At 65.4% G+C, this 25,799-nt stretch carries 30 protein-coding genes; 13 read left to right on the top strand and 17 right to left on the bottom strand.

The genetic code is table 11. The features are described 5' to 3' along the window. Window positions 1-86: 86 nt before the first annotated feature. Window positions 87-989 carry a FecR domain-containing protein gene (locus CG471_RS07820; RefSeq protein WP_257211459.1) on the bottom strand — a complete coding sequence of 301 codons (903 nt, stop codon included), beginning with the start codon at window positions 987-989 and terminating at the stop codon, window positions 87-89. 26 nt (window positions 990-1,015) lie between these two features. Beyond that, entirely contained in the window at window positions 1,016-1,522 is a 507-nt protein-coding gene (locus CG471_RS07815) for an RNA polymerase sigma factor (protein WP_099231457.1), read from the bottom strand. A gap of 197 nt (window positions 1,523-1,719) precedes the next feature. Here CG471_RS07815 and CG471_RS07810 point away from each other — a divergent pair, with 197 nt between their 5' ends. After that, the gene (locus CG471_RS07810) at window positions 1,720-2,442 is read left to right on the top strand and encodes a hypothetical protein (RefSeq protein ID WP_257211458.1); all 723 of its coding nucleotides are present in this window, start codon (window positions 1,720-1,722) and stop codon (window positions 2,440-2,442) included. Between the two features lie 298 nt (window positions 2,443-2,740). Here the strand turns inward: CG471_RS07810 and CG471_RS07800 are convergent, their stop codons facing one another. Beyond that, the gene (locus CG471_RS07800; protein ID WP_004208225.1) at window positions 2,741-3,736 is read right to left on the bottom strand and encodes a LacI family DNA-binding transcriptional regulator; all 996 of its coding nucleotides are present in this window, start codon (window positions 3,734-3,736) and stop codon (window positions 2,741-2,743) included. 85 nt (window positions 3,737-3,821) lie between these two features. Between CG471_RS07800 and CG471_RS07795 the strand changes: the two genes are divergently transcribed. The 6 genes from CG471_RS07795 (at window position 3,822) to CG471_RS07770 (ending at window position 9,799) form a co-directional block, all read left to right on the top strand. Beyond that, window positions 3,822-4,022, top strand: a complete 201-nt coding sequence (locus tag CG471_RS07795) for a DUF4169 family protein (protein ID WP_099231455.1) — start codon at window positions 3,822-3,824, stop codon at window positions 4,020-4,022. 161 nt (window positions 4,023-4,183) lie between these two features. Further along, the gene (locus tag CG471_RS07790) at window positions 4,184-5,185 is read left to right on the top strand and encodes a hypothetical protein (RefSeq protein ID WP_099231454.1); all 1,002 of its coding nucleotides are present in this window, start codon (window positions 4,184-4,186) and stop codon (window positions 5,183-5,185) included. Between the two features lie 292 nt (window positions 5,186-5,477). Next, entirely contained in the window at window positions 5,478-6,698 is a 1,221-nt protein-coding gene (locus CG471_RS07785) for an argininosuccinate synthase (protein WP_099231453.1), read from the top strand. 194 nt (window positions 6,699-6,892) lie between these two features. Beyond that, window positions 6,893-7,570: an EF-hand domain-containing protein gene (locus CG471_RS07780; RefSeq protein ID WP_099231452.1), complete on the top strand. Its 678-nt coding sequence runs from the start codon at window positions 6,893-6,895 to the stop codon at window positions 7,568-7,570. 139 nt (window positions 7,571-7,709) lie between these two features. Next, a complete protein-coding gene (locus tag CG471_RS07775; RefSeq protein WP_004208220.1) occupies window positions 7,710-8,429 on the top strand; it encodes a response regulator in 720 nt (239 codons plus the stop codon). Then, window positions 8,426-9,799: an ATP-binding protein gene (locus CG471_RS07770; protein WP_099231451.1), complete on the top strand. Its 1,374-nt coding sequence runs from the start codon at window positions 8,426-8,428 to the stop codon at window positions 9,797-9,799. Before CG471_RS07775 ends, CG471_RS07770 begins: the two co-directional genes overlap by 4 nt. Before the next feature lie 103 nt (window positions 9,800-9,902). On the opposite strand, the gene proP is transcribed toward CG471_RS07770, so the two are convergent. The 14 genes from proP to flgB all read right to left on the bottom strand — a co-directional run bounded on the left by proP (window position 9,903) and on the right by flgB (window position 22,135). Next, on the bottom strand, window positions 9,903-11,450 hold the full coding sequence (proP, locus tag CG471_RS07765) for a glycine betaine/L-proline transporter ProP (protein WP_218964240.1): 1,548 nt from the start codon (window positions 11,448-11,450) through the stop codon (window positions 9,903-9,905). 348 nt (window positions 11,451-11,798) lie between these two features. Further along, window positions 11,799-12,854: a flagellar motor protein MotB gene (locus tag CG471_RS07760; protein ID WP_004208217.1), complete on the bottom strand. Its 1,056-nt coding sequence runs from the start codon at window positions 12,852-12,854 to the stop codon at window positions 11,799-11,801. A 3-nt stretch (window positions 12,855-12,857) separates the two neighbouring features. After that, a complete protein-coding gene (motA, locus tag CG471_RS07755; RefSeq protein ID WP_072893715.1) occupies window positions 12,858-13,721 on the bottom strand; it encodes a flagellar motor stator protein MotA in 864 nt (287 codons plus the stop codon). A gap of 123 nt (window positions 13,722-13,844) precedes the next feature. After that, window positions 13,845-14,690, bottom strand: coding sequence for a flagellin (locus CG471_RS07750; protein WP_004208215.1), 846 nt, complete (start codon window positions 14,688-14,690; stop codon window positions 13,845-13,847). Between the two features lie 17 nt (window positions 14,691-14,707). After that, window positions 14,708-16,048, bottom strand: coding sequence for a flagellar hook-associated protein FlgK (gene flgK / locus CG471_RS07745; RefSeq protein ID WP_010338866.1), 1,341 nt, complete (start codon window positions 16,046-16,048; stop codon window positions 14,708-14,710). Beyond that, window positions 16,045-16,389 carry a rod-binding protein gene (locus CG471_RS07740; RefSeq protein WP_099231450.1) on the bottom strand — a complete coding sequence of 115 codons (345 nt, stop codon included), beginning with the start codon at window positions 16,387-16,389 and terminating at the stop codon, window positions 16,045-16,047. The genes flgK and CG471_RS07740 overlap by 4 nt, the downstream gene beginning before the upstream one ends. Then, window positions 16,389-17,504, bottom strand: coding sequence for a flagellar basal body P-ring protein FlgI (locus CG471_RS07735; RefSeq protein ID WP_004208212.1), 1,116 nt, complete (start codon window positions 17,502-17,504; stop codon window positions 16,389-16,391). Before CG471_RS07735 ends, CG471_RS07740 begins: the two co-directional genes overlap by 1 nt. After that, window positions 17,504-18,184 (bottom strand): flagellar basal body L-ring protein FlgH, encoded by a 681-nt coding sequence (locus CG471_RS07730; RefSeq protein WP_004208211.1) that lies wholly within the window; start codon window positions 18,182-18,184, stop codon window positions 17,504-17,506. The genes CG471_RS07735 and CG471_RS07730 overlap by 1 nt, the downstream gene beginning before the upstream one ends. A gap of 8 nt (window positions 18,185-18,192) precedes the next feature. Continuing rightward, on the bottom strand, window positions 18,193-18,981 hold the full coding sequence (gene flgG / locus CG471_RS07725; RefSeq protein ID WP_010338863.1) for a flagellar basal-body rod protein FlgG: 789 nt from the start codon (window positions 18,979-18,981) through the stop codon (window positions 18,193-18,195). 68 nt (window positions 18,982-19,049) lie between these two features. Then, window positions 19,050-19,793 (bottom strand): flagellar basal body rod protein FlgF, encoded by a 744-nt coding sequence (locus tag CG471_RS07720; protein ID WP_004208209.1) that lies wholly within the window; start codon window positions 19,791-19,793, stop codon window positions 19,050-19,052. A gap of 24 nt (window positions 19,794-19,817) precedes the next feature. Beyond that, a complete protein-coding gene (locus CG471_RS07715; protein ID WP_004208208.1) occupies window positions 19,818-20,663 on the bottom strand; it encodes a flagellar hook-basal body complex protein in 846 nt (281 codons plus the stop codon). Between the two features lie 34 nt (window positions 20,664-20,697). Continuing rightward, complete coding sequence (locus CG471_RS07710; RefSeq protein WP_004208207.1) at window positions 20,698-21,357, bottom strand: flagellar hook assembly protein FlgD; 660 nt, start codon at window positions 21,355-21,357, stop codon at window positions 20,698-20,700. After that, on the bottom strand, window positions 21,354-21,764 hold the full coding sequence (flgC, locus tag CG471_RS07705; protein WP_004208206.1) for a flagellar basal body rod protein FlgC: 411 nt from the start codon (window positions 21,762-21,764) through the stop codon (window positions 21,354-21,356). Before flgC ends, CG471_RS07710 begins: the two co-directional genes overlap by 4 nt. A gap of 2 nt (window positions 21,765-21,766) precedes the next feature. After that, complete coding sequence (flgB, locus tag CG471_RS07700) at window positions 21,767-22,135, bottom strand: flagellar basal body rod protein FlgB (protein WP_037517559.1); 369 nt, start codon at window positions 22,133-22,135, stop codon at window positions 21,767-21,769. A gap of 258 nt (window positions 22,136-22,393) precedes the next feature. Between flgB and CG471_RS07695 the strand changes: the two genes are divergently transcribed. The 6 genes from CG471_RS07695 to CG471_RS07670 all read left to right on the top strand — a co-directional run bounded on the left by CG471_RS07695 (window position 22,394) and on the right by CG471_RS07670 (window position 25,799). After that, window positions 22,394-23,062 carry a motility protein A gene (locus CG471_RS07695; protein ID WP_004208204.1) on the top strand — a complete coding sequence of 223 codons (669 nt, stop codon included), beginning with the start codon at window positions 22,394-22,396 and terminating at the stop codon, window positions 23,060-23,062. Beyond that, a complete protein-coding gene (locus tag CG471_RS07690) occupies window positions 23,059-23,571 on the top strand; it encodes a flagellar motor protein MotB (RefSeq protein WP_037507670.1) in 513 nt (170 codons plus the stop codon). Before CG471_RS07695 ends, CG471_RS07690 begins: the two co-directional genes overlap by 4 nt. Window positions 23,572-23,634: 63 nt before the next feature. Then, entirely contained in the window at window positions 23,635-24,183 is a 549-nt protein-coding gene (locus CG471_RS07685) for a flagella basal body P-ring formation protein FlgA (protein WP_037517563.1), read from the top strand. A 45-nt stretch (window positions 24,184-24,228) separates the two neighbouring features. Then, window positions 24,229-24,504 carry a flagellar biosynthesis anti-sigma factor FlgM gene (gene flgM, locus CG471_RS07680; RefSeq protein ID WP_004208201.1) on the top strand — a complete coding sequence of 92 codons (276 nt, stop codon included), beginning with the start codon at window positions 24,229-24,231 and terminating at the stop codon, window positions 24,502-24,504. Window positions 24,505-24,519: 15 nt separating this feature from the next. Beyond that, window positions 24,520-24,831, top strand: a complete 312-nt coding sequence (locus CG471_RS07675) for a hypothetical protein (RefSeq protein ID WP_004208200.1) — start codon at window positions 24,520-24,522, stop codon at window positions 24,829-24,831. A gap of 146 nt (window positions 24,832-24,977) precedes the next feature. Next, window positions 24,978-25,799 (top strand): hypothetical protein, encoded by an 822-nt coding sequence (locus CG471_RS07670; RefSeq protein WP_004208199.1) that lies wholly within the window; start codon window positions 24,978-24,980, stop codon window positions 25,797-25,799.

Below are 25,799 nucleotides of genomic sequence, written 5' to 3'. Positions count from 1 at the left end.
TCATCCCCCGTGGACAGCGGCAGAAGGCGCCGCGCCTCCCCGACGCGCCAGCGGGATTTTACCCCACCCCGGCATCGGCCTTTTTTTCAGCCGCCCAGCAGCACCCGGTCGTCCACCTCGCGGACGGGCACGGACAGCAATTGCGACAGCGCCTGGCCCAGCGCGACATTGTCGCCCATCCGGTACATGCCGCTCACCCGCAGCGCGGCGGTGGCGGGATCGGCGATCACCAGCCGGGTCAGGCTGTAGCGATTGGCCTCCGCCGCCACCGCATCCAGCCGGTCGTCGTGAAAGGCCGCCCGGCCGCTCAGCCAGGCCTGGGTGGTTTCGACATCGGGCCGATCAAGCTGCACGACATTGGCGGCATCGGTGCGGATGCGCTGCCCGGCCGACAGGCTCCGCTGCCCGCCGGCGACCGCGACATCGGCCTGTCCCGCCAGCGCCGTCATCGCCAGCCGGTCATCGCTGTCGCGCCGTACATCGAACCGGCCGCTGCCGGCGACGAAACGCCCCCGGCCGGCATCGATCGCAAAGGGCACGGCGGACGGCTTCACCGTCAGCGCCACGCGCCCGCGCTCCAGCCACAGCCGCCGCCGGCTGGCGCTTGCCAGCACGCGGACATCGGTATCGGCATCCAGGAACAGGGCCGATCCTTCCGGCAGGGTCAGCCGGCGCTGCTCGCCGATGGCGGTGCGATAGCGGGTGCCCGCCATTGCCGTCTGCATGATCGCCATGCCACCGCCGCCCACCACCAAAGTGCCGGCGCAGGCCGCCATCATCCGCCGGCGCGACAGGGGGCGTGCGGACGCCGGCGCAGGACGCACCGCCGCGTCGGTGCCGGGCACCAGCGCCCAGATATCGGTCGCCCGCTCGAAATCGGCCGCATGCGCGGGGTCGGCGGCGATCCAGGCGCGAAAGGCCTGCTCGTCGTCCACCGTCCGTTCGTCCGCATTCAGCCTTGCAATCCACTCGGCGGCGGTCCGGGCCATGGGGCGCTCACCGGGCATGTCGGGGCTCACCAATCCTTCGTCCATTCGCCAAGGAAGCTCATCGCCCTGGCCATATGCTTCTCGACCGCGCTCTGGCTGATGTCCAGCCGTTCGGCAATTTCGCGATATTTAAGATTGTCGATCCGCTGCAGCAGGAACACCTCGCGGGTCCGTGGCGGCAACTGGTCGATCCCCTCCGACACGCGCCGCAGCCGCGCCTGGGCCATCAGCGCCTCGTCCTGCAACGGCGCGCCGTCGCGCAGCAATGCCAGCGCATCCTCGCCGCCTGCCGGCCCGCGCACCTTTTCCCGCCGATAGCTGTCCCGCGCCCGGTTGACCGCCGCACGGACCAGAAAGGCTTCCTCATTGTCGGGCCGTTCGGGCCGGGCCGCCATGCGGACATAGGCATCGTGCAACAGATCCTCGCTGTCGGAACGCCGGGTCATCCGCTCGACCTGCGCCAGCAGCCCGGCCCAGCCGGTCCATAGCCGCCGCGGCGCCCGCAGCGCCTGTTCAGAAGGATGCTCGCTCATGCGACCGGCCGCTTAGCGGGCGCTGCGGTCAGTTTGATGACCAAGGCATTTCAATTGGATGACGCTGCCATCTTGTGACATGCCGACGTGAACACGGGGGATTGTCCGAAGCGCTGCAAGCGGCAATATGCGGCTGTGCAGGGCGAAGTGCCAATGGGTGCTGGGGTTCGATCTGATTACAGGGGCAAGACCGGTCGATGGATATGGTGGACAATGCGGCGGCAATTGGCCGGATCATCGCAACCTGCCGCGCGCTCTGCCTGGATTTGCGCTGGCATGATGCCTACGCGCTCGCGGCGTCGGTCGAGCCGGAAGAAGTCAACACTGCTCTGTTGCGCATGAAGCTGACAGCCGCCTGCGCGCTGAACGACAAAACGCTGGTCGCGGCCGTGGGAACGGAAATCGGGGCCTTGCCGGATGGCCATGCCCTTTTCTTTCCGCTGGTCGGGCAGTTGCAGCGAAGCGGTCATGGCGATATCGCGGCCGACATGCTGCTGGCGCGCGCCAATGCCGCGGCCGATCAGCGATACGCCCTGTTTCTGCGCCGTTCGATCAGCCTCAATCGCGGTGACGACGGGCGCATAGCCGCGCTGGAGGCGGCGCTCAATGCCGCGACAAATGGCGGCTGGGACATGAAGGGCGAACCCTCGTCCCATCATTTCCCCGCGCCGCTGCCGGCCCTGATGGGGCCGCCGGTGCAGATCGTTCCCGCGCCGGGGCTGGATCGCCAGCATATCGACCGGCTGACGGGCGACACCGCGAAATTCCTCGTCAGGATGCAGAAGCCCGCGCCCGGCTATGTCGTCGAAGAAGCTTTCCGCCATTTTCGATGCCGACTTGCCGTCGCGCGACCGGGTATAATCGCCCCTGGTCCACAGCGCCAGGACTTTCGACGGATAATCGTCGGGGCATTGCCCTGATATTGCCACAGGATATTGTCGCGGATCGTCCGCCGGGCGCCGCAGTCCACAGCGTTCTGGGGCACCACCTTGGTCAGGTGATAGGGCATTCGGTCCGTCGACGTGAGGTCGCGCCGGTTCTTGCAGCGCGCATCGGTGGGGATCATGCCCATGATGATGCTCCAGGCAGGTCGACGGGGCAGGGCGCGCATGAACGATAGGGGCGCGAATGAGCATGACGGCCCGCGCCGCTTTCGGTTCCCTGTGTCGGGGCGGACGGACGGATTTTTCGCTGGCAATGCCGGGCCTTGCTTTCGTTTTACGGCGTCGCCGCTCCCGTGCTGCCGCGCGCGACCAGCGAGAAGGTGAAGCGCGGCGGTTCGCCCGGACCGTTGATCAGCGCGTCGATCGCGGCGCGGCCCATATGGTCCAGCGGCTGGCGCACGGTGGTCAGCGGCGGCCAGCTGGTGCGGCTCGCGGGCGTATCGTCGAACCCGGCCACCGACAGATCCTCGGGCACGCGCAGGCCCAGGTCATGCGCCAGCGTCAGCACGCCCAGCGCCATCGGGTCGTTGGTCGCAAAGATCGCGGTCGGCCGGTCGTCCCGCTGCAACAGCGCCTCTGCGCAGGCGATACCCGATGCGAAATCGAAACTGCCCTGCATGAACAGGCTGTCGTCGATCGGCAGGCCGGCCGCCGCCATCCCCTCGCGAAAGCCCTCGACGCGCTGCAGGGCCGCCTTGTGGGTCGGGGGCGGGGTGATCACCGCGATCCGCTTATGGCCCAAGGACGCCAGATGATCGGCCACCATCCGCCCGGCGGCATGTTCGGGCGTCGGCATGTTGATGCCACCCCTGGATGCGTCCGCCGTGCCGGCGATCCGCGCGCAGGGCAGGTTCATTTCCGCCAGCCGGTCGAGCAGCAGCGCATCGTCGGACAGCGGCGGCACCAGGAACACGCCGTCCGGGCGCAGCGCCGCGACCAGCCGGTCCAGCACTTCGATCCGCTCCTCGCCGCCGTCGGAAATCGGCTCCACCACCAGATGATAGCCAAGGTCGCGGCAGCGCGCCGCCGCACCCGACTGGATGCCGCCGGTATAGGCGGGGGCGGGGTTGCTGTAGAGATAGGCGATCATGAACGACCGGCCACCGGCCAGCCGCCGCGCCGACTGGTTGGGGCGATAGCCCAGTTGCTCGATCGCCGCGTTCACCCGCTCGCGCAGTTCGTCGCTGACGTTCGGCGCCTTGTTGACAACGCGGGACACCGTCTTGATCGAGACTTTGGCGAGAGCGGCGACGTCATGGATGCTGGGCATGATTTTCCTGTATGGCCGGGCCGAAGGCGACTGGTGCTGCCGCGGATCTTTGTGGCACTATTCCCCATAGGACCAAGGATTGAAGATGAGCAACGTCATTAATTTTCGTCTGGCGCGCAAGGCCAGGGATCGCGCCGACAAGGCACAGGCGGCAGACAGCAATCGCGCCAAGTTCGGCCGGACCAAGGCGCAGAAACTTGCCGATGAATTAGAAGAACGTCGAAAGACATCTCTGCTGGATGGTGCGCGTCTTGAACGGAAGGATGATGATGGAGAGGATATTTGAAGTTGTGAAGTCATGATGTAAATCTGTTGTTCATATTCGGAATGAACATCCGTTCATATTGAGAAGGCATTTTTCAATTCATCGATATTGAAAAACAGATCGTCCCGCATTTGACGATATGTTTGAGGCCAATGGAGATGGTCGGCGGTTGATCTATCGCTATGACCAAGAATATTCGATCCATCCGTCCCGCCTCGGCCGCGATCGCCGCTGTCCTGGCATTGTCCGCAACGCCCCTGTTCGCGCAGGAGGTGATGACGCCCCCGCCGGCCGCGCCCGCAACGGCGCCGACCGCGCCGGTCGACATCGCCCCCGCAGTGCCGGCGGCAGAGCCCGCACCCGCTGCGCCTGTCACAGCGCCTGCAACCCCGGCGGCGGCGGTCTTCGCGCCCAGCCAGCCGGTCGTGCAACAGACCCCGCCGACCCCGGAGCCGCAGGCTGAAGCGCCCGCCGCGCAGGAAAGCCGCGCTGCCCCGGCCACCCCGGCACCGCGCCGCGCGGAAGTCCGCCAGTCTGAACGTGCTTCTGAACCCGCCCCGGTGCCTGCTCCGACCCCGGTCGCGGCTGAACGTACCGAAGCGCCGGCACCCGTAGCCCCGGCCGCAACGCCGGCTCCGGAACCGGCCGCCGTCACCCCGGTTGCCGAACCGGCCCCGGCTGCCGCGCCGGCCGAACAGCCTTCGGCCCTGATCGATCCGGCGCTGCTGCTGGCGCTGGGCGGCGGTTCGCTGCTGCTGGTCGGCCTTGGCGCCACCGCCATCGTCCGTCGCCGCCGCCAGCGTGTCGAAGCCGAGCGCGAAGCGATCGCGCCGATCGAAGCTGGCCCGGCCCCGGCACCGATGCCCCTCCCCCCGGCTGCTCCGCCTGCTGCTCCGATTGCGGCACGCACCCCGCTTGCCGCCGCCGCGCCGGGCAATGATGTCGAAGCGATGGTCGCCGCTGCCCCCAGCCGCGACAATCCCTTCCTGACCCAACGCAACCGCCGTCGCCGCGCCCATTTCCTGCTCGCCCAGCGACAGGCGCTCCGCACGGCCGATCCGGTCGCCCGCGCCGCACCGGTGGCAACCCCGGCCAGCGCCGCGGCGACCGATCGCAGCCAGACCGTCTATCGCTTCGGCAGCGACCGCGCCCGTCCGGGCCTGTTCAAGCCGCGCACCAGTTGATCGACGCCCTTAGCTGACAATGAAGGGGACGGTGGCCCGCCATCGTCCCCTTTGTCTTGCCTGTCCTACAGTCCGCTTTGCCTGATAGAAGCAGGGGATAGGGGAGGACATCGCCCTTTCCGATAGGATCAGCGTTCAGCAAGATTATGTCAAAATCTGCGGGAAATATGGGAAGTTAAGGCCCGCAGCTTCCAACAGGCGCCCCCGCGCTGTTGCGCTTGCCCGTCCCGCCTGTTACCGGCGCGCGGTTTATATCCCACGCCAATATTGGCCTGCAGAAGAGTCGCCCACCATGTCCGACAAGATCAATCGTATCGTCCTCGCCTTTTCGGGCGGCCTCGACACCAGCGTGATCCTGAAATGGCTGCAGCAGACCTATCAGTGCGAAGTCGTCACCTTCACCGCGGATCTCGGCCAGGGCGAGGAACTGGAACCCGCCCGTGCCAAGGCCCGCCTGATGGGCGTCAAGGAAGAGCATATCTTCATCGACGACCTGCGCGAGGAATTCGTGAAGGATTATGTCTTCCCGATGATGCGCGGCAATGCGCTCTATGAAGGCCTCTACCTGCTCGGCACCTCGATCGCCCGTCCGTTGATCGCCAAGCGCCAGATCGAGATCGCCAAGAAGCTGGGCGCCGACGCCGTCAGCCATGGCGCGACCGGCAAGGGCAATGACCAGGTCCGTTTCGAGCTGGGCTATTACGCCCTGCAGCCCGACATCAAGGTGATCGCCCCCTGGCGCGAATGGGATCTGACCAGCCGCACCAAGCTGATCGAGTTCGCCGAACAGCACCAGATACCGATCCCGCGCGACAAGCGTGGCGAAAGCCCCTTCTCGACCGACGCGAACATGCTGCACACCTCGTCCGAGGGCAAGGTGCTGGAGGATCCGTGGGAGGAAACCCCGGACTTCGTCTATTCGCGCACGGTCAACCCGGAAGACGCGCCCGACGCGCCCGAATATATCACGGTCGATTTCGAGCGTGGTGACGGCGTCGCGATCAACGGCATCGCCATGTCGCCCGCGACCCTGCTCGAAACCCTCAACGACTATGGCCGCAAGCATGGCATCGGCCGTCTCGACCTGGTCGAGAACCGCTTCGTGGGCATGAAGTCGCGCGGCATGTATGAAACGCCGGGCGGCACCATCTATCACCTCGCCCATCGCGGCATCGAGCAGATCACGCTCGACCGTGGCGCTGCCCATCTGAAGGATGAGCTGGCCCCCAAATATGCCGAGCTGATCTATAACGGCTTCTGGTTCTCGCCTGAGCGCGAGATGCTCCAGGCGGCGATCGACCACAGCCAGGAAAAGGTGACCGGCACCGTCCGCCTCAAGCTCTACAAGGGCGGCGTCTATGTCGTCGGCCGCAAGTCGCCCTACACGCTCTACAGCGAGAAGGTCGTCACCTTCGAGGACGACGCCGGCGCCTATGACCAGCGCGACGCCGCGGGCTTCATCAAATTGAACGCGCTCCGCCTGCGCCTGCTGGGCCGCCGCGACGGGCTTTGATCTAGCGCGACACTGATGTTTCGGGAAAGGCCCCGGTCCGCACATAAGCGGACCGGGGCCTTTCTCTTTCCTTCCCGATACAAATTGCGACAAACTATTGGGTGACATGACAAAGTTGCGGGACAAGTCTTGCCGATAAGCGACGTCAAGGATGGTCGACACCATCCACGACTGAACTTGGAAGGAAAGACCCAATGCTCCGCAAATTCTTCACCACCGTCGCGGTTGGTTCGCTGTTCGTCGGCGGTCTGGCGGCGTCGCACCTCGCCTTCGCGCAGGATGGTGGTCCGGGTCCGCGCGGCATGCGCGGCGGCCCCATGATGATGGCCGACGCCAACAAGGACGGCACCATCACCAAGGCGGAACTGACCGCCTCGCTCGAAGCCCGCTTTGCCCAGCTCGACGCCAACAAGGATGGCAAGCTGACCAAGGAGGATCGTGACATCCGCCGCCAGCAGCGTCTGGACGAACGCTTCGCCGCGCTCGACACCGACAAGAATGGCCAGATCAGCAAGGCCGAGTATCAGGCCGGTCATCAGCCGCGCGCCGATCGCGGCCCGGAAGCCGGCAAGCCCGGCGGCCCCGACGGCAAGCGCTGGGGCGGGCGTGGCCATGGCGGTCCCGGCCGCGGCATGATGCACCGCGGTCCCGGCTTTGGTGACGCCGGCAAGGACGGCACCGTGACGAAGGCAGAGTTCATGGCCGGCCCGCTCGCCATGTTCGACAAGGCCGACGCCAACAAGGATGGCAAGGTCACGGCGGAGGAAATGAAGGCCGCCCGTCAGGCGATGCGTGGTCCGGGTCGCGGACATGATCGTGGTCCGGGCCGTGGCCCCGGCGCCGACCAGGCACCGCCGCCGCCGGCCAACTGATCGGCTGACAGCGCTGACGATCCGGAGCGGGGCTTTTCCCCCTAGCGCCCCGCTCCAGTCGATCGTCCCAAGGGGGAAGGGCGAAGGTTCCCCTGCCTTCGCCCTTCCAACCCGTTCCCCGGCATGACAGACAGGCACAATGAGCGAACGACCCCATCTCCTGCTCGTCGATGACGAGCGATCGATCCGCGAGCCGCTGGCCCAATATCTCTCCCGCAACGGCTTCCGTGTGACCGCCGTCGAAAATGCGGCGGAGGCGCGGCTGCGTCTGGCCGCCAATGCCATCGATCTCGTCATCCTCGACATCATGATGCCGGGCGAGGACGGCCTGTCGCTGTGCCGCCATATCCGCGAAACCAGCGAGATTCCGGTGATCTTGCTCACCGCCCGCTCCGAAGAGACCGACCGCATCGTCGGGCTGGAAATGGGCGCCGACGATTATGTGCTCAAACCCTTTTCGCCGCGCGAACTGGTCGCCCGTATCAAGGTCATCTTCCGCCGCGTCGCCACCGGCGGCCAGCGCGTCACCGCGCCCGACGGCGCCACCTATGCCTTTGCCGGCTGGCTCTTGAAGACGCAGGAACGCACCCTGGTCGATGCCGAGGGCGTGTCGCTGCCGCTTTCCACCGCCGAATATAATCTGATGCTCGCCTTCGCCACCCGGCCCAATCAGGTGCTGAGCCGCGACCAGCTGCTCGACATCACCCAGGGGCGCGAGGCCAATGCCTTCGACCGGGCGATCGACAACCAGATCAGCCGCCTGCGCAAGAAGATCGAGCCCGATGCGAAGAACCCGACGCTGATCAAGACGGTCTGGGGCGGCGGCTACACCCTGTCGTCGGAGGTTCGCAAACTGTGAAGCAACTGCGCCTCTGGCCGCAAAGTCTGGTCGGGCAGATCATCATCCTGGTCGCGATCGCGCTGTTCGTGGCGCAGGCGATCAATTTCGGCCTGCTGCTGCGCGAACGCAATCGGGTCGAGCTGACCAGCCAGACCGCGCCGGTCGTCTATCGGGTGATCAACGCACTCGATATCCGGCCCGATCGTCGGCCAAGGCGCGGCGATCACGAGCAGGAAGAGGAACGTGACCGGCGCAATGTGGAATTTTCGACGACGCGGCCCGTCCTTGCCGGCAAGCCGCGACCAGATGTCGAGACGCGAGCCGTCGCCATGTTCGAGGATATCGGCCTGACCGTCCATTCGGTGGTCGCGACGGAAGATAGTCGCATCATGCCGCAGCGTCGCTGGGAACAGATACGCCGTCGCGCGACGGGAGAGCAGCCGGGCGATCGTCGTCTCGGCCGTCTCTCTCTGGCGGTCGAATATGAACCGGGCAAATGGGTGACCGCGATGGCCCGCATCGGCAGCCGCCCGCCGCGTTTTGGCGGCTGGCTGGTGGCCCAGACGCTGATCCTCAACGTCATCGTCCTCATTCCGCTGCTCTGGATGGGCCGCCGCTTTGCCCGCCCGCTCAAGCAACTGACCGGCTCCGCCCGCCAGTTCGCGAAGACCGGCGCGGCCGATCCGGTCGAGGAAAGCGGGCCGGGCGACGTGCGCCAGCTCACCACCGCCTTCAACGCCATGCGCGCGCGCATCATCGCCATGCTGGACGAGAAGGACCGGATGCTGGGTGCCATCGGTCATGATCTGCGCACGCCGCTCGCATCGCTACGGGTCCGCACCGAATCGGTCGAGGATGAGGGCGAACGCGCCCGCATGTCCGAAACGATCGAGGAAATGAACCGGATGCTCGACGACATCCTCTCGCTCGCCCGCGCCGGCCGCAGCAGCGAGACGGCGCAGAAGGTCGACCTGACCTCGCTCGCCGATGCCGTCGTGGAGGATTTCATCGAACTGGGTTCACCGGTCGACATGATCGACAGCGATCGCGCCGTCGCCTTCGTCCGCGCCCAGCAGATCCGCCGCGCGCTGCGCAACCTGATCGAAAATGCGATCGTCTATGGCGACCGCGCCCATGTCAGCGTCCAGCATCAGGACGGCATGATTCGCATCATCGTTGCCGACGAAGGCCCCGGCATTGCCGAGGACAAGATGGGCGAGATGATGGAGCCCTTCACCCGGCTCGAAGGCTCGCGCAACCGCGAGACCGGCGGCGCTGGCCTCGGCCTGGCCCTCGTCCGCGCGATCATGGCCGAACATGGCGGCGCGCTCCAGCTCGCCAACCGCCCCGGCGGCGGCCTCGAAGCCAGCCTCGTCCTCCCGGCCTGACTGGGTCATTCCTCCCCAAGCGCGCTTGGGGAGGGGGACCGCTCGCGTAGCGAGTGGTGGAGGGGCACAGGCCCGATGGCGCAGCGTCGGAAAAGCGCTGGCCCTAGCTCGCCAGCGGCCGGATTATCGCCGGCGTCTCGACTGCGACCGGCGCGACCGGCGGCAGGTCGGGCAGCGCCTTGTCCACTGTCACCGGTTCGCCGCTTTCGACCAGCGCGATCGCCTCGGCTTCATTCGCCACCGCCGGCGGCGATCCGCGCAGCGGCATGCCCGCCGTCTCGCGCACCGTCAGCATGGTCAGCAGGCCGATCAGCGCCGCCCCCATCAGATAATAGGCCGGCACCAGCGGATCGCCGGTCTTCTGCACCAGCCAGGCGGTGATCAGCGGCGTCGTGCCGCCGAACAGCGAGACCGAGATGTTGAACGCGATCGACAGCGCGCTGTAGCGCACCGGCGTATAGAAGAGCGCGGGCAGGGTGGAGGGCATGGAACTGGTGAAGCAGACCAGCGCAATCCCCAGCAGCATCAGCCCCAGAAAGATCAGCGCGTCATTGCCCGTGCCGATCAGCAGCATGCACGGCACCGACAACAGCATCAGCGCGACGCAGGCGCCGATGATCATCGGCCGCCGGCCCAGCCGGTCGCTGAACAGCCCGCCCACGACATTGAGCGGCATCATCACCAGCATCACGATGATGATCAGCAGCAGCCCCTTGGTCTCGGCATAGCCCATGGTCACGCTGAGATAATTGGGCATGTAGGTCAGCAACATATAGTCGGTGACGTTAAACACCAGCACCAGCCCGACGCACTTCAGCAGCTGTCGCCAGTGGACGCGGAACAGGGTTCCCAGCCCCGGCCGCTCGCTTTCGCGCGCATCGATCTGTTCGCTATAGGCCTGGAATGCCGGCGTCTCCTCCAGCTTCAGCCGCATATAGAGGCCGAGCAGGCCCAGCGGCCCGGCGACCAGGAAGGGAATGCGCCAGCCCCAGTCGAGCATCTGCGTCTCGCTCAGCGACATCTGCAGGGCGGTGACGGTGCCGGCGCCGGCGATATAGCCGCCCAGCGTCCCGAACTCCAGCCAGCTGCCCATCAGGCCGCGCTTCCGGTCGGTCGAATATTCCGCGATGAAGGTTGCCGCGCCGCCATATTCGCCGCCGGTCGAAAAACCCTGCACCAGCCGCGCGGCCAGCAGCATCAGCGGTGCGCCGATGCCGATCTGCGCATAGGAGGGGATGAGGCCGATGGAAAAGGTGCCGACCGCCATCAGGATCATGGTCATCGCCAATATCTTGTGCCGGCCATAGCGATCGCCCAGCGGCCCGAACACCAGTCCGCCCAGCGGCCGGGCCAGGAAGGCGACGGTGAAGGTGGCGAAGGTCGCGATCAATTGCAGCGCCGGATCGCTCGACGGGAAAAAGACATGGCCGAGCGTAACCGCGATATAGCCGTAAACGCCGAAATCGAACCATTCCATCGCATTGCCGAGCGCTGCCGCGCCGACGGCGCGGTTCAGCAGGGACCGGTCGACGACGGTGACATCATCGACTTCCAGGTCGCGGCGGCGCTTGAACCAGCCGAAATGGGTGTGGCGCGCGGCATGCGCGGCAGATGTGGACACAGTAATCTCCCGGCCCGTCCAGGCGGGCACGCGGGGCGCGCCTCACAGCCATCGGACAGGCAATGTCGGCCAATAATCAGGGCCTTGGAACGTTGCGACGCCGCATGGGGCATCAAGCGAGGAGGAGCCCATATAGGCAATCGCCCGCAAAAAGGTGCAACAAAGGGGCAGGCCGTGTCCCTACGGGGGTGAGCCGACCCCGGCCTGTCCTATTGGCGCATCATGGCTTATGCTGCGTCGCGATGGAATTGCGGGCGGACATGACGAAGCAGGGGTTGGAAACAAGATTTCCAACCCCTGCATCAAAATTGCCGAATATGCGGGAAATATGGGAAGTTAAGGCAGCGATTTCCTATTTTGCCGCCCCGACTGTCTGCCTCAATGCTTGCCCGGCTTGGACGATGTCCCGGCCGCCGTCGGGTTGATCAGTGCCGCGCCGCTGGGCAGGCCGGTGCCGCCCATGTCCAGCTTCTGCGCCTGTTCCCGCGCGACCCGCTGCGGATCGTCCCGCTCCTTGATCGCCGCCTGGGTTTCGGGATCCTGCGCGTCATCCTCGTCGGCCGAGGCATTGCCACCACGGGTCCAGCCCAGGATGACCGACATGCGCCGGTTGCGCGGATCATAGGCGTCGGTCTTCACGAACGGCTCGCGATCGGCGACCCCCTCGATCCGGGCGAAGCGGGCATTGGGAATGCCGGTTTCGGCGAGCGCCTTGCGGGTCGATTCCGCACGGGCCGACGACAGCATCCAGTTGTTCATGCTCCGGCCCGACGCATAGGGCAGGCCATCGGTATGGCCGCGCACGATCAGCGGGTTGGGCATGGTCGCCAGTGCGTCCGCGACCTCGGCGATCAACGCCTTGGCTTCGGGCAGCAACTGGTCGGTGCCCGACCGGAACATCGCGAAATCCGCTTCGTCGATCAGGTCGATGCGCAGCCCTTCGCGGGTTTCGGTGAAGCGGACATTCTTGCGCAGCCGGGCCAGGCCCTTCTTGGACATGCGCTCCTCAAGCTGCTTCTTGATATTCTCGAACTTCTGCCGGTCGGCCGCGCGCAATGCCTTGCCGCCCTGGTCCTTGGTGCCGGTGGCGTCGCGCGGGATGGTGATGGCCAGGTTGCCCTGACCGCCGGTGGTCGGGTAATTTTCCTTCGCCATCAGGCTGTCGCCGCCGAACATCCCGGTGGACCCCGCCGAATTCATCTTCAGCTCGACCAGCGTCGGGGTGAAATAGTCGGCCAGCGCCTTGCGCTGCTTTTCGGTGGTCGCACCCAGCAGCCACATCAGCAGGAAGAAGGCCATCATCGCCGTCACGAAGTCGGCATAGGCCACCTTCCAGGCGCCGCCATGATGGCCGCCATGCCCTTCGACGATGATCTTCTTGACGATGATCGGCCGGGGTTCGGGCTCGTTCGCGCCGCGCTTCTTCTCCGCCATGGCTTATTTGTTCCGCATGCCGTCGAACACTTCGGCAAAGCCGGGCTGGTTCGCATGGATCAGGCTGGAACGGGCGGCCTCGATCACCAGCGGCTGCGGATGGCCGTGCAGCGAGGCGATGATGATCTGCTTGACGACATGATAGATGGCGCCGTCCTGCTCGATCACCGCGCGGCAGCGATTGGCGAAGGGATTGACCATGCCATAGGCGAGCAGCACGCCCAGGAAGGTGCCGACCAGCGCCGAGCCGATCATCGCACCCAGCACCGAAGGCGGCTGGTCGATCGAGCCCATGGTCTTCACCACGCCCAGCACCGCGGCGACGATGCCGAGGGCCGGGAGAGCGTCGGCCAGGCCCTGGAGATTGTCGGCGGGCTTGAGCGCTTCATGATGATGGGTCTTGAGGCTGTTATCCATCACTTCCTCGACCGCGTGGGGATCGAGCGTGCCGGACGACACCACGACCAGGCGCAGCGTGTCGCTGATCAGGTGGATCAGCGTCTTGTCCTTCATCAGCTTGGGATATTCGCCGAAGATGGGCGATGTGCCCGGATCTTCGATATGCGGCTCCAGCGCCACCGGGCCTTCGACGCGCAGCGTCTTCATCAGCTTGCTGACCAGGAAGATGCAGTCCAGGAAGTCCTGCTTCTTGTACTGCGGTCCCTTGAACACCTTGCCCAGGCCGCCGCCCAGCGCCTTCAGGTCGGAACCCGAATTGCCGATGATCAGCGCGCCGACGGCGGCGCCGCCGATGATGATCATTTCGTGGGGCAGGGCGTGCAGCACCGGTCCGATGTCGCCCCCGGTGAAGATGAACCCACCGAAGACCATGCCCAAAAGCACGACAAGGCCGATGACTGCAAACATGTTGATCCCCGAAAATGCGCCTGGAGGCGGTGGCTCCGTCGGCGCCCCGTGGCGCCAGTCCCTTTCTGGTTAATACGGACTGGTTACCGTCCCCTTTAGGACGGCGACGCTTTTTCGCCGCCTTTAACTGATCAGGTCGAACAAGGTCTGCTGGTTGATCCGCGCAAAGGCGGACTGGGCCGCCTCCAGCTGCAGCAGCTGCGCCTTCACGTTCGAAATGACCGTGGTCAGATCGGCCGATTCCAGCGTGTCGCGCCGTTCCGACAGGTTGATGTCGACATCGGTCAGCCGCGTGCCGATCACATCCAGCCGGTCGGCGCGCACGCCTTGCTTGGCGCGCTCCACCACGACCCGGTTCTGGCCGATCTGGATCGCATCCAGCGAGCTGGCGAGGTCGGTGTCATTGCCGCCCTCGACCGCGTCGATCGCCTTGCCCAAGATATCGTCCAGCGACATCGATGTGCCGTTGACGTCGATATTCTCGGAAATTTCCTGCTTGGTGCCGACCACTGCCAGGTTGAGGCCGCGGCTCACCGGCACCAGCACGCTCTGGCCGTCGTCGAACACCGACACGCCCTGATAATCCTTCTGGTTCAGCAATTCGCCGACCGTGGTGCGGATCGTCTTCAATTCCTCGGCGATGGCGGCGGCGCTGGTGTCGTTCAACGCGCCATTGCGCGCCGACGTCACCAGTTCCTGCGCCCGCGTCATCAGATTGTTGATTTCTTCCAGATTGGCTTCGGCATTGCCGGCGCGGGTCGTGCCATAGCTGACATTGGTCTGCCAGGCCGACTGCTGCGCCTGGGCGCGGCCGATGTCGGACACCTGGACCCAGGCAAGCGCGTCGTCCGACGGCTTGTTCAGGGTGATGCCGGTCGAAATCGAGGTCTGCCCGTCGACGATGCTCTGCGACAATTGCTGTTGCCGACGGATCTCGGCGAGCATGATCTTGTTGGTGATACCTACCATGTCTCAGCGTCCTTCCGTCACATGATCTGCAGGATCGAATCGACCGTGTCCTTGGCGACCTGCAGGATCTTGGCGCAGCCCGAATAGGCCTGCTGGATCCGCAGCAGGTCTGCCGCCTCCATGTCGAGATCGACCCCGCTCACCGCTTCGCGCGCGGCGACCGCCTGGTCGCTGCGGCTCTGGGCCGTGGTCTTTTCCGCCGTGCTGGCAGTCAGCAGATTGGCGTTGCTGGTGATCAGGGTCGTCCAGCCCTGTTCGACGCTGCCGCTGCCGCGCAGGGTCGATGACACCGTCAGCAGATTGCCGTTCAGCGTGCCGTCGGCCGACTTGGTCGCGAGCGCGTCCGGCTCCACGTCCAGCGCGACCAGCGTCGCGGCGCTGCCGCCATAGGACAGCAGCGGCACGCCGCTGGCGCCGGTATCGGTATAGCCCTGCGCATGCCAGGCATTGACGTCGGTGGCGAACTGTTCGGCCAGCGTGTCGAGGCTGGCACGGCGTTCGGCGGTGGTGTCGGCCGATGCGAACAGACCGCCCAGCGTGCCGTTGGACGGGGCGGCAAGTGCCGTGCCGTCGGACAGGGCCAGCGACAGGCGCCCATCGGTGGCGGACGCGGTCACCGCGACCGACGCGGCGGTATCGCCCGACACCAAAGTGGTGCCGTTATAGCTGACTTCGGCGCTGTCATGCGCGCCGAAGCTGATCGTCACATTCAGGTTGGAAGACAGCGTCTGCAGCGCGGAATCGCGGCTGTCGAGCAACTGGGCATAGGCCGACGTGCCCGGCTGCGCGCGCAGCAGGCTGTTGTTGATCGCGGCCAGCGACGACAATTGCTGGTTGATCGTCTGGGCCGACGCCTGCGCCTCGGTATTGATGCCGGTCGATATGGTTTCCAGATCGGCGGCGGTCTGGCGGAAGGATTCGGCGACGCGGCCGATGCTGTCCAGCGTGGTGACGCGCAGCGACGTGTCGCTGGGACTCGCTGCCAGCTTGTCCAGATTCTGGTACATCGTCGTCATCAACTGGCCGACGCCGGTGGCGGTGTCATTGAGCGCGGTTTCGATGTCGGTCTGCCAGCGGACGCGCGCGTTCGCGCTGCCCAGCGCCATGGCGGTGATGCGCACCGACGCATCCAGATAGGGGTCGGTGCCGCGATTGATGCTGGCGACCTGGGTGCCGCCGAAATTCGCCTTGGCGACATAGGTCGCCATGGTCGCGGTCGACGATCCCGATTCCACCGTCGTCACCGACCGGCGGGCATAGCCGTCGGTGCTGGCATTGGCGATATTCTCGGAAATGGCGGCCATCGCCGTGCGATAGGCCTTGGTGCCCGACGCACCGATGATGAACAGGTCGCTCATGCGCCCTTAGCCGTGGTTGCCGTGCCGGTCGCGGCCGTGCTGCCGGTCTGGGCCGGGCTGTCGTCCTTCACGCGGGCGCCGAACTGGTGCATCAGCAGTTCGGCGATGCCCATCGCGCCCTTGGTCGACATGGCGTCGGCGGTGCGCGCATCGGCCATGTCCTGGAATTGCTGGGTCGCGCTCGAATCGGTGATGCCCTCGGCCAGGCTGGCCGATCGCATCGCGCCGATCATCTGGCGCAGGAACACTGCTTCGAACTGCTGCGCCGCCTTCTGCAGCGCAGCCTTGGTCTCGAAGGGGTTGGACGTGCCGCTCGCCGCGGTTGCGTTCGATACCTGCATCACAACACCACCAGTTCCGCTTTCATCGCGCCCGCCTGTTTCAGCGCCTCAAGGATCGCGACCATGTCCGCCGGGGATGCCCCGATGGCGTTGACCGCCTTGACTATATCGGCCAGCGACGCCCCACCTTTAAAATTGACCATCGGTTTTTTCTGTTCGTCGATGCTGATGTTCGACGATTGCTCGACGGCGGTCTGGCCCTGGCTGAAGGGCGCGGGCTGGACCACGCGCGGGCTTTCATTGACGCTGACGGTCAATTTGCCATGGGCGACGGCGGCCGGATGGATCTTCACCGCGCCGTTGATGACGACGGTGCCGGTGCGCGCGTTGACGATCACGCGGGCCGGGGCATCGGCGGGCGTGATCTCGATATTCTCGATCATGCCCATCATCAGGATGCGTTCCTCGGCACCCGGCGTCGCGTCGATCGCGACCGACACGGCATCCATCGCGCGGGCGCGGCGATCGCCGAAGGTCTTGTTGATGCCGTCGGCCACGCGCAGCGCGGTGGTCAGGTCGGCTTCGGACAGGTTGAAGGTCAGGGTCGGCGCGGTGTCGAAGCCGGTGGCAACCGCACGCTCGACCGTCGCCCCTTCCGGGATGCGGCCGGCCGACGGGATGTTCACTGACACCTGGCTGCCATCGGCACCGGACACGCCCAGGCCGCCAACGGCCAGATTGCCCTGCGCCATCGCATAGATTTCGTTATCGGCGCCGCGCAGCGGCGTCATGATCAGCGTGCCGCCACGCAACGACTTGGCCTTGCCCATCGCCGACACGGTGACGTCCAGCCGCTGGCCGGGCTTGGAAAAGGCGGGCAGGTCGGCCGTCACCAGCACGGCGGCGGCGTTCTTGAGCGCCGGGTTGACGCCGGCAGGCAGGGTCAGGCCAAAGCGCGAGACCACGCCCTTCATGCCCTGCACCGTATATTCGATGCTGTCGTCGCCGGTGCCGGCCAGGCCCACGACGATGCCATAGCCGGTCAGCTGGTTGGGACGGACGCCCTGGAAGGTGCCCAGATCCTTGACGCGTTCGGCATGGGCCGGCGCGGCGATCAGCGCCAGCAGCGGCAGGAGGAAGCGGAACAGGCGTGTCATGGCGGTCCGGGTCTCCATCAGAAGGGGCTGATCATCGAGAAGAAGCGCTGCAGCCAGCCCTGGCGGCTGGCGCGGGCGATTTCGCCCTTGCCGGTATAGATGATCTTGGCGTCGGCCACGCGGGTCGACAGGATGCGGTTGTCCGGGCCGATATCGGCCTGGCGGACCAGGCCGCTGATCTGGATGAACTCGTCGCCGCGATTGAGCGTCAGCGCCTTCTCGCCCTTCACCAGCATGGTGCCGTTGGGATAGGCGGCCGCAACCGTCACGGTGATCTCGCCGTTCAGCGCGTTCGACTGGGTCGCCGCGCCCTTGCCGGTGAACGTGTTGTTGCCACCCATAGCGATGTCGCTGGACGAGAAGAGCTTGGACAGCGGGCCGGTGGTCGGCGGGTTGAGGCCGATCGAGCCGCTGCGGTTGGTGTCCGCGCTGTTGCTCTTGGTCGCCTGGGTCCGTTCGACCAGCACGATGGTGATGATGTCGCCGACATTGCCGGCACGCGCGCCGCTGGTCAGCGGCGTGTAGCCGGTCGACACCTGGAAGATCGATCCATTGGCCTGCGGGGCCTGCGGCTGGGCGATGACGGTCGGCGCATAATATTCGCGCTCGACCTCGCGCTTCTTCTTGGCAGCGAAGGCGGGCGACGCGGCCATGGAGACCATGGCGAGGGCGACGAGCGAAGTGGAGAGCGCGCGCATCAGTCAGCTCACATATTCTGGTTGGCGTACTGGAGCATTTCGTCCGTCGCCTTGATCATCTTGGAATTGACCTCATAGGCCCGCTGGGTCTCGATCATGTCGACCAGTTCCTCGACGATGTTGACGTTCGAGGTTTCCAGATTGCCCGAGCGGATGAGGCCGCGGCCTTCCAGGCCTGCGGTGCCGACCTGCGGCGTGCCGCTGGCGGCGGTTTCGACCAGCAGGTTGCCGCCGATCGACTGAAGCCCTGCCGGGTTCATGAAGCTCGCCAGTTCGATCTGGCCCAGCTGGGTCGGTTCGCTCTCACCCTGCAGCGTCGCCGACACGGTGCCGTCATTGCCGACGGTGACCGACGTCGCGCCCTGCGGCACGGTGATCTGCGGGATCAGCGGCAGGCCGTCGCTGGTGACGACGGTGCCTTCGGCGGTGACGCTGAAATTGCCGGCGCGGGTATAGGCGGTCGAACCGTCGGCCTGCTGCACCTGGAAATAGCCCGATCCCTCGATCGCCATGTCCAGCGCATTGCCGGTTTCCTGCAACGTGCCCTGTGTGTTGATCTTGCTGGTGCCCTGCAACGAGACGCCCGAACCCAGATTGAGGCCGGTGGCGAACTTGTTCTGGCTGTCGCTGTTGGCGCCGGCGGCGACGATCTGCTGATAGGCCAGCGTCTCGAAGTCGGCCCGGTCCTTCTTGAAGCCGGTCGTGTTGACGTTCGCCAGGTTGTTGGCGATCACGCGCATCTTCGTGTTCTGCGCGTCAAGGCCGGTGCGGGCGACATGAAGGGCGGCGTTGGTCATCGTTCAATCTCCGTGCGGCTCCCCGAAGGGATGCTCATGCGTCGTTCACAGCAAGATGCGTGCCAAAATTAACCATCCAGTTTCATGAGCGATGCGCCGCCGTCGTCCATCTGCTTGGCGGTGTCGATCATCTTGATCTGGGTTTCCCACGCGCGGCTGGCCTCGATCATCTGGACCAGCGCGGCGGTCGCGTTGACGTTCGATCCTTCCAGCGATCCCGATGTGACGGTCGCGATCGGATCTTCGGGCAGGGCGCCGCCATTCACTTCGCGGAACAGCCCGTCGGTGCCCTTGGCGATGCTGGAACCGGCGGCATTGACCAGCTTCAGCTTGTCGACCTGCTGCGGATTGGCCGGATCGCCGCCCTGGGGCACGCCCCAGATGCTGCCATCCTGGGCGATCGACACGCTGTCCATCTGGGGCAGGGTGATCGGACCGCCCTGGCCCAGCACGGCCAGGCCGTCGCCGGTGGTCAGCAGGCCGCTGTCATTGACCTTCAGGTCGCCACGGCGCGTATAGGCTTCCTGTCCGTCCGGGGCCTGAACGGCGAGCAGTGCGTCGCCGTTCATTGCCACGTCCAGCGGATTGCCGGTTTCGGTGACCGCCCCCTGCGCCATGTCGGCGGCGATCACCTGTTCGGATGCCTGGGCTCGGGTATCGAAGGTATCGCCCTTGATCCAGCGCGTCTCGGCATTGGCGATTTCGGCACGAAAGCCGACCGTGTTGGCGTTCGCGAGATTGTTCGCGATCGACGCCTGGCGGGCCATCGCACCGCGCATCGCGGTCAGTGCCGTGTTGACGAGCCGGTCCATGGGCTACCCCTTCTACCCTAAGCCTTAGCTACGGATGTTGACGATGGTGGTGGTCAGCGTGTTGGCCGCCTCGATCGCCTTCGAGTTCGCCTGGAAGTTGCGCTGGGCAGCGATCAGCTGGACCAGTTCGTCGGTGATGTCGACGTTGGAACGTTCCAGCGAGCCCGAGTTGACGGCGCCGAACATGCCCTGGTTGGGCGTGCCGATGATCGCGCTGCCGCTTTCCACGGTCGAGGTCCAGTGCGCGTCGCCCTGCTGGCGCAGCCCTTCCAGGCTGTTGAACGACGCCATCGCGACCTGGCCCAGATAGACGGTCGAACCGTCGGCATAGATGGCCGACACCAGGCCGTCCTTGCCCACGCCCACGCTGGTCAGCTGCGCGCCATCGGCCTCGCCCTTGTAGGTGGTCGGGATCTGCAGGTCGGTCAGGTCGTTGGGCGTCGTCGAATTGGTCGGCGGGGTGGTGATCTCGCCGGTGTCGGGGTCGACCGCGAACACCTGGATGCGCGAACCGGTGGTGTCGACGGCATAGCGGTCATTGTCGACCGAGAAGGCGCCGTTGCGGGTATAGCTGATGGTGCCGTCTTCGCCCTTCACGGTGAAGAAGCCTTCGCCCGAGATCGCCATATCCAGCGTCTTGTCGGTGGTTTCGATCGTGCCCTGGGTGAACTGCTGGGTGATGCCCTGCACGCGCACGCCCTGGCCGGCGACCTGGTGGGTGGTCTGCATCGGCGCAGCGGCGAAGATGTCGCCGAACTGGGCCTTGCTCTTCTTGAAGGCGGTCGAGTTCACGTTGGCGACGTTGTTCGAGACGGCGGACAGGTCGGCCTGTGCGCCCTTGAGGCCGGAAAGCGAAACATAGAAGGACATGGCGTAGCTCCTTGGGTGAAAAGGATGGGTGAAATTACATCAGGCTGATCGCGTCGGTCGGCGCATAGCTGCCGAGCGCGGTGATCAGTTTGGAGGAGGAACCGTCGGCGGGTGACTGGACGGCGGCGATGGTGGCCCAGGTCGCGACCTGGCTGGTGGTGCCGCCATTGACCTTGACCTGCAGGGCGGAGGAGGAAACGGTCTCGCCCGCATCATCCTTGCCGTCCCAGTAGAAGGCGACTTCGCCGGCGCTCTGCGCGCCCAGGTCGATCGACTTGACGACATTGCCGTCGCCATCGACCAGGTCGACGCTGACAGCATCGCTGGCGCCGCTCAGCGTAATCTGGCCGGCATAATAGCCGCTGGAATCGGGCACCGCGACATTGCTCTGGACCAGCATCGACTTGCCGATCCAGCTGGCCGCATCGCCAAGCCGCGTGCCGCTCAGTTCCGAGGCCAGGGACTTCAGCGACTGGTTCATTTCGGCAATGCCGGTCGACTGGGTGATGGTCGCCATCTGCGACACCATCTCGGTATTGTCGACCGGTTCGAACGGATCCTGATACTGCATCTGTGCGGTCAGCAACGTCAGGAAGCTCGACTGATCCATGGTTGCGCTGCCCGTGCCGACATTGGCATTCGGGTTGTAGACCGAGAGGCCTGCGCTATCGGTGACGGTAGACGTCGTCGTCATTTGCCGATCCTTATGGTTTCGAGCATCAGGGATTTGGCGGTGTTGAGCACCTGCACATTATTCTGGTACATGCGGGCGGTCTCGATCATGTCGACCATCTCCGCATTGCTATCGACCGCAGATTCCCAGACATCGCCATTGGCATCGGCCAGCGGATGATTGGGGTCGTGGCGCTTGGTCGGTTCCGCATTGGTGGTCACGACATTGGCGACCTTGACCGTCGACACGCCGGGGCTGTCCGTAACCGACTGGAAAACCGGCTTGATCGCGCGATAGGCTTCGGCGGCGCTGCCGGTGACATTGCCGGCATTGGCCATGTTCGATGCGGTGGCGTTCAGACGCACCAGTTGCGCGCTCATGGCGCGGCCGGCAATGTCGAACACATTCATGGGGCCTGAACCGCTCATGCTCATTCTCCCTTCAGCGCGCGGTTGATGGTGTTGATGCGGCCCTCCAGGAAGGAGAGGGTGGTGCGATATTTCACCGCATTTTCCGCAAACAGGGTCTGTTCGGTGCTCAGTTCGACGGTGTTGCCGTCAAGGCTGGGCTGCAACGGCACGCGATAGCCCATGGCATCGTCCACAGCCTGGCCGACATCGGTCGGGCCGCGGTCGCTCTGGGCCGTCGCTTCCTTGAGCGCGGCATCGAAATCGATGTCGCGCGCCTTGTAATTGGGGGTCGAAGCGTTCGCGATGTTGGACGCGAGCAGGGACAGACGCTGCGAGCGAAGCGCCAGCGCCTTTCCGTGGATCCCGAACAAACCGTCTTCCAGCGACATTTCCCGTCAGTCCCTTTTTGCCCTTTCGGGCCTAAAGCTTTCGATCGTCCCGCCGTTCTCCTGCCTGATGGCGTTCGATGCGAGCGATCCAGCCGGATATCCGCAAGGACCGTGCCAATTTGCGTGGGTGACGCAGGATGGCGCGGCAAACTGCCGGAAATCCGGGCTTTCGCGGCATCGGGCGGCAAGGGCGGCAAAAATTTGCCGGGTGGCGGCAATCTTTTGCCGCCCGGTCAGCATGGCGGAACGGAAGGTGGGATGATCGGGATTTTAGCGCATCTGTTCGATCCGCTCACGCTCGCCGCAATGCTGGGTGGCGTTGCGGTCGTGGCGCTGGCGCAGAATGGCGTTCAGGCGGTCGGCCGGGCCTGCGTGGCGTTGCGACCTTTGCTGCGCGCCGATCCGCTGCGCGACCGGGATGCGGCGCGCACGGCCCTGCTCCAGATCGACCAGGTGGCCCAGTTGCGCGGCCTGATGTGCATCGACCGGGTGAAGAGCGACAGCGGCTTCATGGTCGATGCCGCGCGTCGCCTTGCCAATTGCGATCGCGTCGAACAATTCGAAACCTGGGCGTCGCAGGCGCTGGCCGATCGCGCCCAGCGCCACGCCAGCGTGCGCAATGTCTGGCTGTCGGTCGCCGATGCGGCGCCGGCGCTGGGCATGGCCGGCACGATCATCGGGCTGGTTGGCATGTTCGCGGCGATGGATGATCCGTCCGCGCTTGGCCCTTCCATGGCGCTTGCGCTGCTCACAACCCTTTATGGCGTGGTTATCGCCAATCTGCTCGCCGCGCCGATCGCCGCGCGGCTGGCGACCCTGTCCGAACAGGAACTTGCCTGGCAGCAGGAGGCGGTGGCCCGCATGCTGGCGATTGCACGGCGCGAAAATGCGCCGCTGCGCCGCGCATCGATCCGCGAAGTCGCATGACCGCGCCTGCAATCCCATCGGCAGCAACGGCGGCCCGGCGCAATCGCTGGGCCGTCAGCTTTGCCGATCTGCTGATGCTGTTGCTCGGCTTCTTCGTGCTGCTCCAGGCGACCGGCAGCCAGCGCCGCGATGCGATGCTGGCCGAGGTCAGTCGCCAATTTGGCGGCCGTCCCGCCCGCACCGCGATCGAACTGCGCGCGGCAGAGCTGTTTGCGCCGGGCGAAGCGATGCTGACGCCGCAGGGGCAGATACGCCTGCGCGCGGCGGTGCGGCCCTATATGCAGGATGATCGCATCATCGAACTGCGCAGCCAGGGGCAGGACCGGGCGCGACAGCGTTTCGACGATTGGGATCTGGCGGCAGCGCGGCTTGGCGCCGTGGCGCGCGCGCTCAAGGCGCAGGGCATAGGGGGCGATCGCCTGCTCATCCGCGGCCTGGATCAGGCGGACAGCGCCGACGGGCAGGGGCAGGTGATCCGCATCGCGCCGGGCGAGACCGTGAAGCCCTGAGCCTCAACTGGCACGTTTGTTGCTTTTAATCATGGCGAAAGTCCGCATTTTCGGAGAAGCGCCGTGACCAGACCCGTTCAGTTCCTCGCCATCGCCCTGGCCTGCGCCGCTGCGCAGCCCGCGCTGGCGCAGCAGAAGTTCGAGAATCTGGATCGCATCGACAGCCTGGTCGCGATGACCGTCGGCGCGAATATGGGCGAACCCGGTGGTCCGCTGGCGCCGGTCGATCGTCGCCTCCGCCTCGCAGCCTGCCCGACCACGCCCAGCGTCGAGGGGCCGATCTTTGGTGCCGCCATGGTCAAGTGCGATGCACTAGGCTGGCGTATCCGCGTGCCGCTGGTCGCGGGCGCCGCCGCAGCTGCCTCCGGCCCGGTCGGTCGCTATGCCCCGGCCGCGCGGCCGGTCGTCAAGGAATCGGTCGTCAAACGCGGCGATCCGGTTCAGCTCATGGCCGGCAATGCCAGTTTCAGCGTCTCGCGCATGATGATCGCCGATGAAGATGGCGCAATTGGCGAGACGATTCGCGTGCGCGAAGACAAGAAGTCATCGCCTGTACTTGCCCAGATCGTGGACATGGGCGTAGTGCGCATTCCGGGATTTAATAATTTTTGAACTTGTCCGTTATAGCGTTCAAGGGACGAGTGAAGGAATGAACCAATGATCAACTCAGTCGGCCAGAGCATCAGTTCGGCAATCGAGGCAAACCGCTTGCGCGAAGGGGGCAAGACCCGCGCCGCATCGGCAACCGGATCGACCGGCACCACCGCGTCGGCATCGACGTCGGCCAGCCCGGCGGCGCGCATGGCGGCCGAAGGCGCGCCTGTCGACATGGACCGCATCGCCGCCATCAAGGCTGCGATCGCTTCGGGCAATTACCCCGTCAACCCGTCGGTGATCGCCGACCGGATGATGGCGCTCGATCTTCCCGCCTAAACAGGACATTCCTTCATGCCCCTCGGCCTTGCTGCACTGGATGGTCTCTTCGCCGCATTTGACGACCTGCGCGCTGCGCTGGACGGCAATGATGCGGCCGCGATCGAAGCTGCCAGCACCAGGGTCAGCACGGCGGCGGCCGCCGCCCGTGCGATCGGCGCCTGGCGTTCCGAACCCGATGTGGTCGAACGGCTCAACCGGCTCCTGCCGCTGATCGAAGCGGCGCGCGTGCGCACCAATGTGCTGGCGGATTATACCAGCCAGCGACTCGCGATCCTGACCTCCAATGGCGCTCGCAATGCGCCGCTCACCTACGGTCGGCGCTGACAAAAATAAATTTTGCTTTCGGGCTAAAGCGGCGCCAATCGGCGCCGTTTTTCGTTTTACGCAGAATCTTGTTTAACCGCGTTAACCAAATCTTGGCACAAGCATTGCTCTAATAGCTCACGGTACCAAATGGGGATTGTGGGTCAGTGTCGGCACTTGCAGACATTTCAGCAACGGGAGCTTCGGCCGGTAATCGCGTCACCAACGCGATTGCGATGGCGAGCCGCCGTACCGGCGTGGACTTCTCCTACCTGCTTGGTCAGGCCAAGATCGAATCCAGCCTGAACCCCAGCGCCCGTGCCGCCACCTCTTCCGCTACCGGTCTCTATCAGTTCGTCGACCAGAGCTGGCTCGCGGTCGTCGACAAGCATGGCGCCGAATATGGGCTGGGCTGGGCGGCTGATGCGATCAGCAAGGGCAGCAATGGCCGCTATTATGTGTCGGACCCGGACCTGCGCCAGCAGATCCTCGACCTGCGCAAGCATCCCGAGACCGCCTCGGTCATGGCGGCGGAACATGCCGCCGACAACAAGGCCTATCTGGAAAGCCGCCTGGGCCGTGAGGCCGAGCCGGTCGATCTCTACCTCGCCCATTTCCTGGGCGTGGGCGGCGCCTCCAAATTCCTGTCGATGAATGATCGTGCGCCTGGCGCAACGGCGGCCTCGATCTTCCCGGCGGCGGCCCGCGCCAATCGTTCGATTTTCTATGACAAGCAGGGCAATGCCCGCAGCTTCGCCGATATCCGCGATCGCTTTGCCAGCAAGCTGCAAAAGGGTGTCGATTCGATCGGCACCGGCAATGTCCAATATGCCGATGCTTCGCTGCCCAGCGGCGCGAAGACCGTCGCTCCCGCCGATTATGTGCGGATCGAAACCCAGCGCCTTGCGACCCAGGCCGACGTCACCGTCCGCCCGGAACCGCAGACCGCGCGTCTCGCCTATCTCATGCTCGCCACCCTCGGAAGGTAA

Origin of the sequence: Sphingobium sp. IP1, assembly GCF_002708645.1 — a bacterium.
Classification (GTDB): domain Bacteria; phylum Pseudomonadota; class Alphaproteobacteria; order Sphingomonadales; family Sphingomonadaceae; genus Sphingobium; species Sphingobium yanoikuyae.
This window is presented reverse-complemented; position numbering and strand designations above follow the sequence as displayed.

Excerpts from the sequence above, each read along its gene's own strand:
- CG471_RS07820 (WP_257211459.1), bottom strand. The coding sequence starts at position 989 with ATGGCCCGGACCGCCGCCGAGTGGATTGCAAGGCTGAATGCGGACGAA.
- CG471_RS07815 (WP_099231457.1), bottom strand. The coding sequence starts at position 1,522 with ATGAGCGAGCATCCTTCTGAACAGGCGCTGCGGGCGCCGCGGCGGCTA.
- CG471_RS07810 (WP_257211458.1), top strand. The coding sequence starts at position 1,720 with ATGGATATGGTGGACAATGCGGCGGCAATTGGCCGGATCATCGCAACC.
- CG471_RS07800 (WP_004208225.1), bottom strand. The coding sequence starts at position 3,736 with ATGCCCAGCATCCATGACGTCGCCGCTCTCGCCAAAGTCTCGATCAAG.
- CG471_RS07795 (WP_099231455.1), top strand. The coding sequence starts at position 3,822 with ATGAGCAACGTCATTAATTTTCGTCTGGCGCGCAAGGCCAGGGATCGC.
- CG471_RS07790 (WP_099231454.1), top strand. The coding sequence starts at position 4,184 with ATGACCAAGAATATTCGATCCATCCGTCCCGCCTCGGCCGCGATCGCC.
- CG471_RS07785 (WP_099231453.1), top strand. The coding sequence starts at position 5,478 with ATGTCCGACAAGATCAATCGTATCGTCCTCGCCTTTTCGGGCGGCCTC.
- CG471_RS07780 (WP_099231452.1), top strand. The coding sequence starts at position 6,893 with ATGCTCCGCAAATTCTTCACCACCGTCGCGGTTGGTTCGCTGTTCGTC.
- CG471_RS07775 (WP_004208220.1), top strand. The coding sequence starts at position 7,710 with ATGAGCGAACGACCCCATCTCCTGCTCGTCGATGACGAGCGATCGATC.
- CG471_RS07760 (WP_004208217.1), bottom strand. The coding sequence starts at position 12,854 with ATGGCGGAGAAGAAGCGCGGCGCGAACGAGCCCGAACCCCGGCCGATC.
- motA (WP_072893715.1), bottom strand. The coding sequence starts at position 13,721 with ATGTTTGCAGTCATCGGCCTTGTCGTGCTTTTGGGCATGGTCTTCGGT.
- CG471_RS07750 (WP_004208215.1), bottom strand. The coding sequence starts at position 14,690 with ATGGTAGGTATCACCAACAAGATCATGCTCGCCGAGATCCGTCGGCAA.
- flgK (WP_010338866.1), bottom strand. The coding sequence starts at position 16,048 with ATGAGCGACCTGTTCATCATCGGTGCGTCGGGCACCAAGGCCTATCGC.
- CG471_RS07740 (WP_099231450.1), bottom strand. The coding sequence starts at position 16,389 with ATGCAGGTATCGAACGCAACCGCGGCGAGCGGCACGTCCAACCCCTTC.
- CG471_RS07735 (WP_004208212.1), bottom strand. The coding sequence starts at position 17,504 with ATGGAGACCCGGACCGCCATGACACGCCTGTTCCGCTTCCTCCTGCCG.
- CG471_RS07730 (WP_004208211.1), bottom strand. The coding sequence starts at position 18,184 with ATGCGCGCGCTCTCCACTTCGCTCGTCGCCCTCGCCATGGTCTCCATG.
- flgG (WP_010338863.1), bottom strand. The coding sequence starts at position 18,981 with ATGACCAACGCCGCCCTTCATGTCGCCCGCACCGGCCTTGACGCGCAG.
- CG471_RS07720 (WP_004208209.1), bottom strand. The coding sequence starts at position 19,793 with ATGGACCGGCTCGTCAACACGGCACTGACCGCGATGCGCGGTGCGATG.
- CG471_RS07715 (WP_004208208.1), bottom strand. The coding sequence starts at position 20,663 with ATGTCCTTCTATGTTTCGCTTTCCGGCCTCAAGGGCGCACAGGCCGAC.
- CG471_RS07710 (WP_004208207.1), bottom strand. The coding sequence starts at position 21,357 with ATGACGACGACGTCTACCGTCACCGATAGCGCAGGCCTCTCGGTCTAC.
- flgC (WP_004208206.1), bottom strand. The coding sequence starts at position 21,764 with ATGAGCGGTTCAGGCCCCATGAATGTGTTCGACATTGCCGGCCGCGCC.
- flgB (WP_037517559.1), bottom strand. The coding sequence starts at position 22,135 with ATGTCGCTGGAAGACGGTTTGTTCGGGATCCACGGAAAGGCGCTGGCG.
- CG471_RS07695 (WP_004208204.1), top strand. The coding sequence starts at position 22,394 with ATGATCGGGATTTTAGCGCATCTGTTCGATCCGCTCACGCTCGCCGCA.
- CG471_RS07690 (WP_037507670.1), top strand. The coding sequence starts at position 23,059 with ATGACCGCGCCTGCAATCCCATCGGCAGCAACGGCGGCCCGGCGCAAT.
- flgM (WP_004208201.1), top strand. The coding sequence starts at position 24,229 with ATGATCAACTCAGTCGGCCAGAGCATCAGTTCGGCAATCGAGGCAAAC.
- CG471_RS07675 (WP_004208200.1), top strand. The coding sequence starts at position 24,520 with ATGCCCCTCGGCCTTGCTGCACTGGATGGTCTCTTCGCCGCATTTGAC.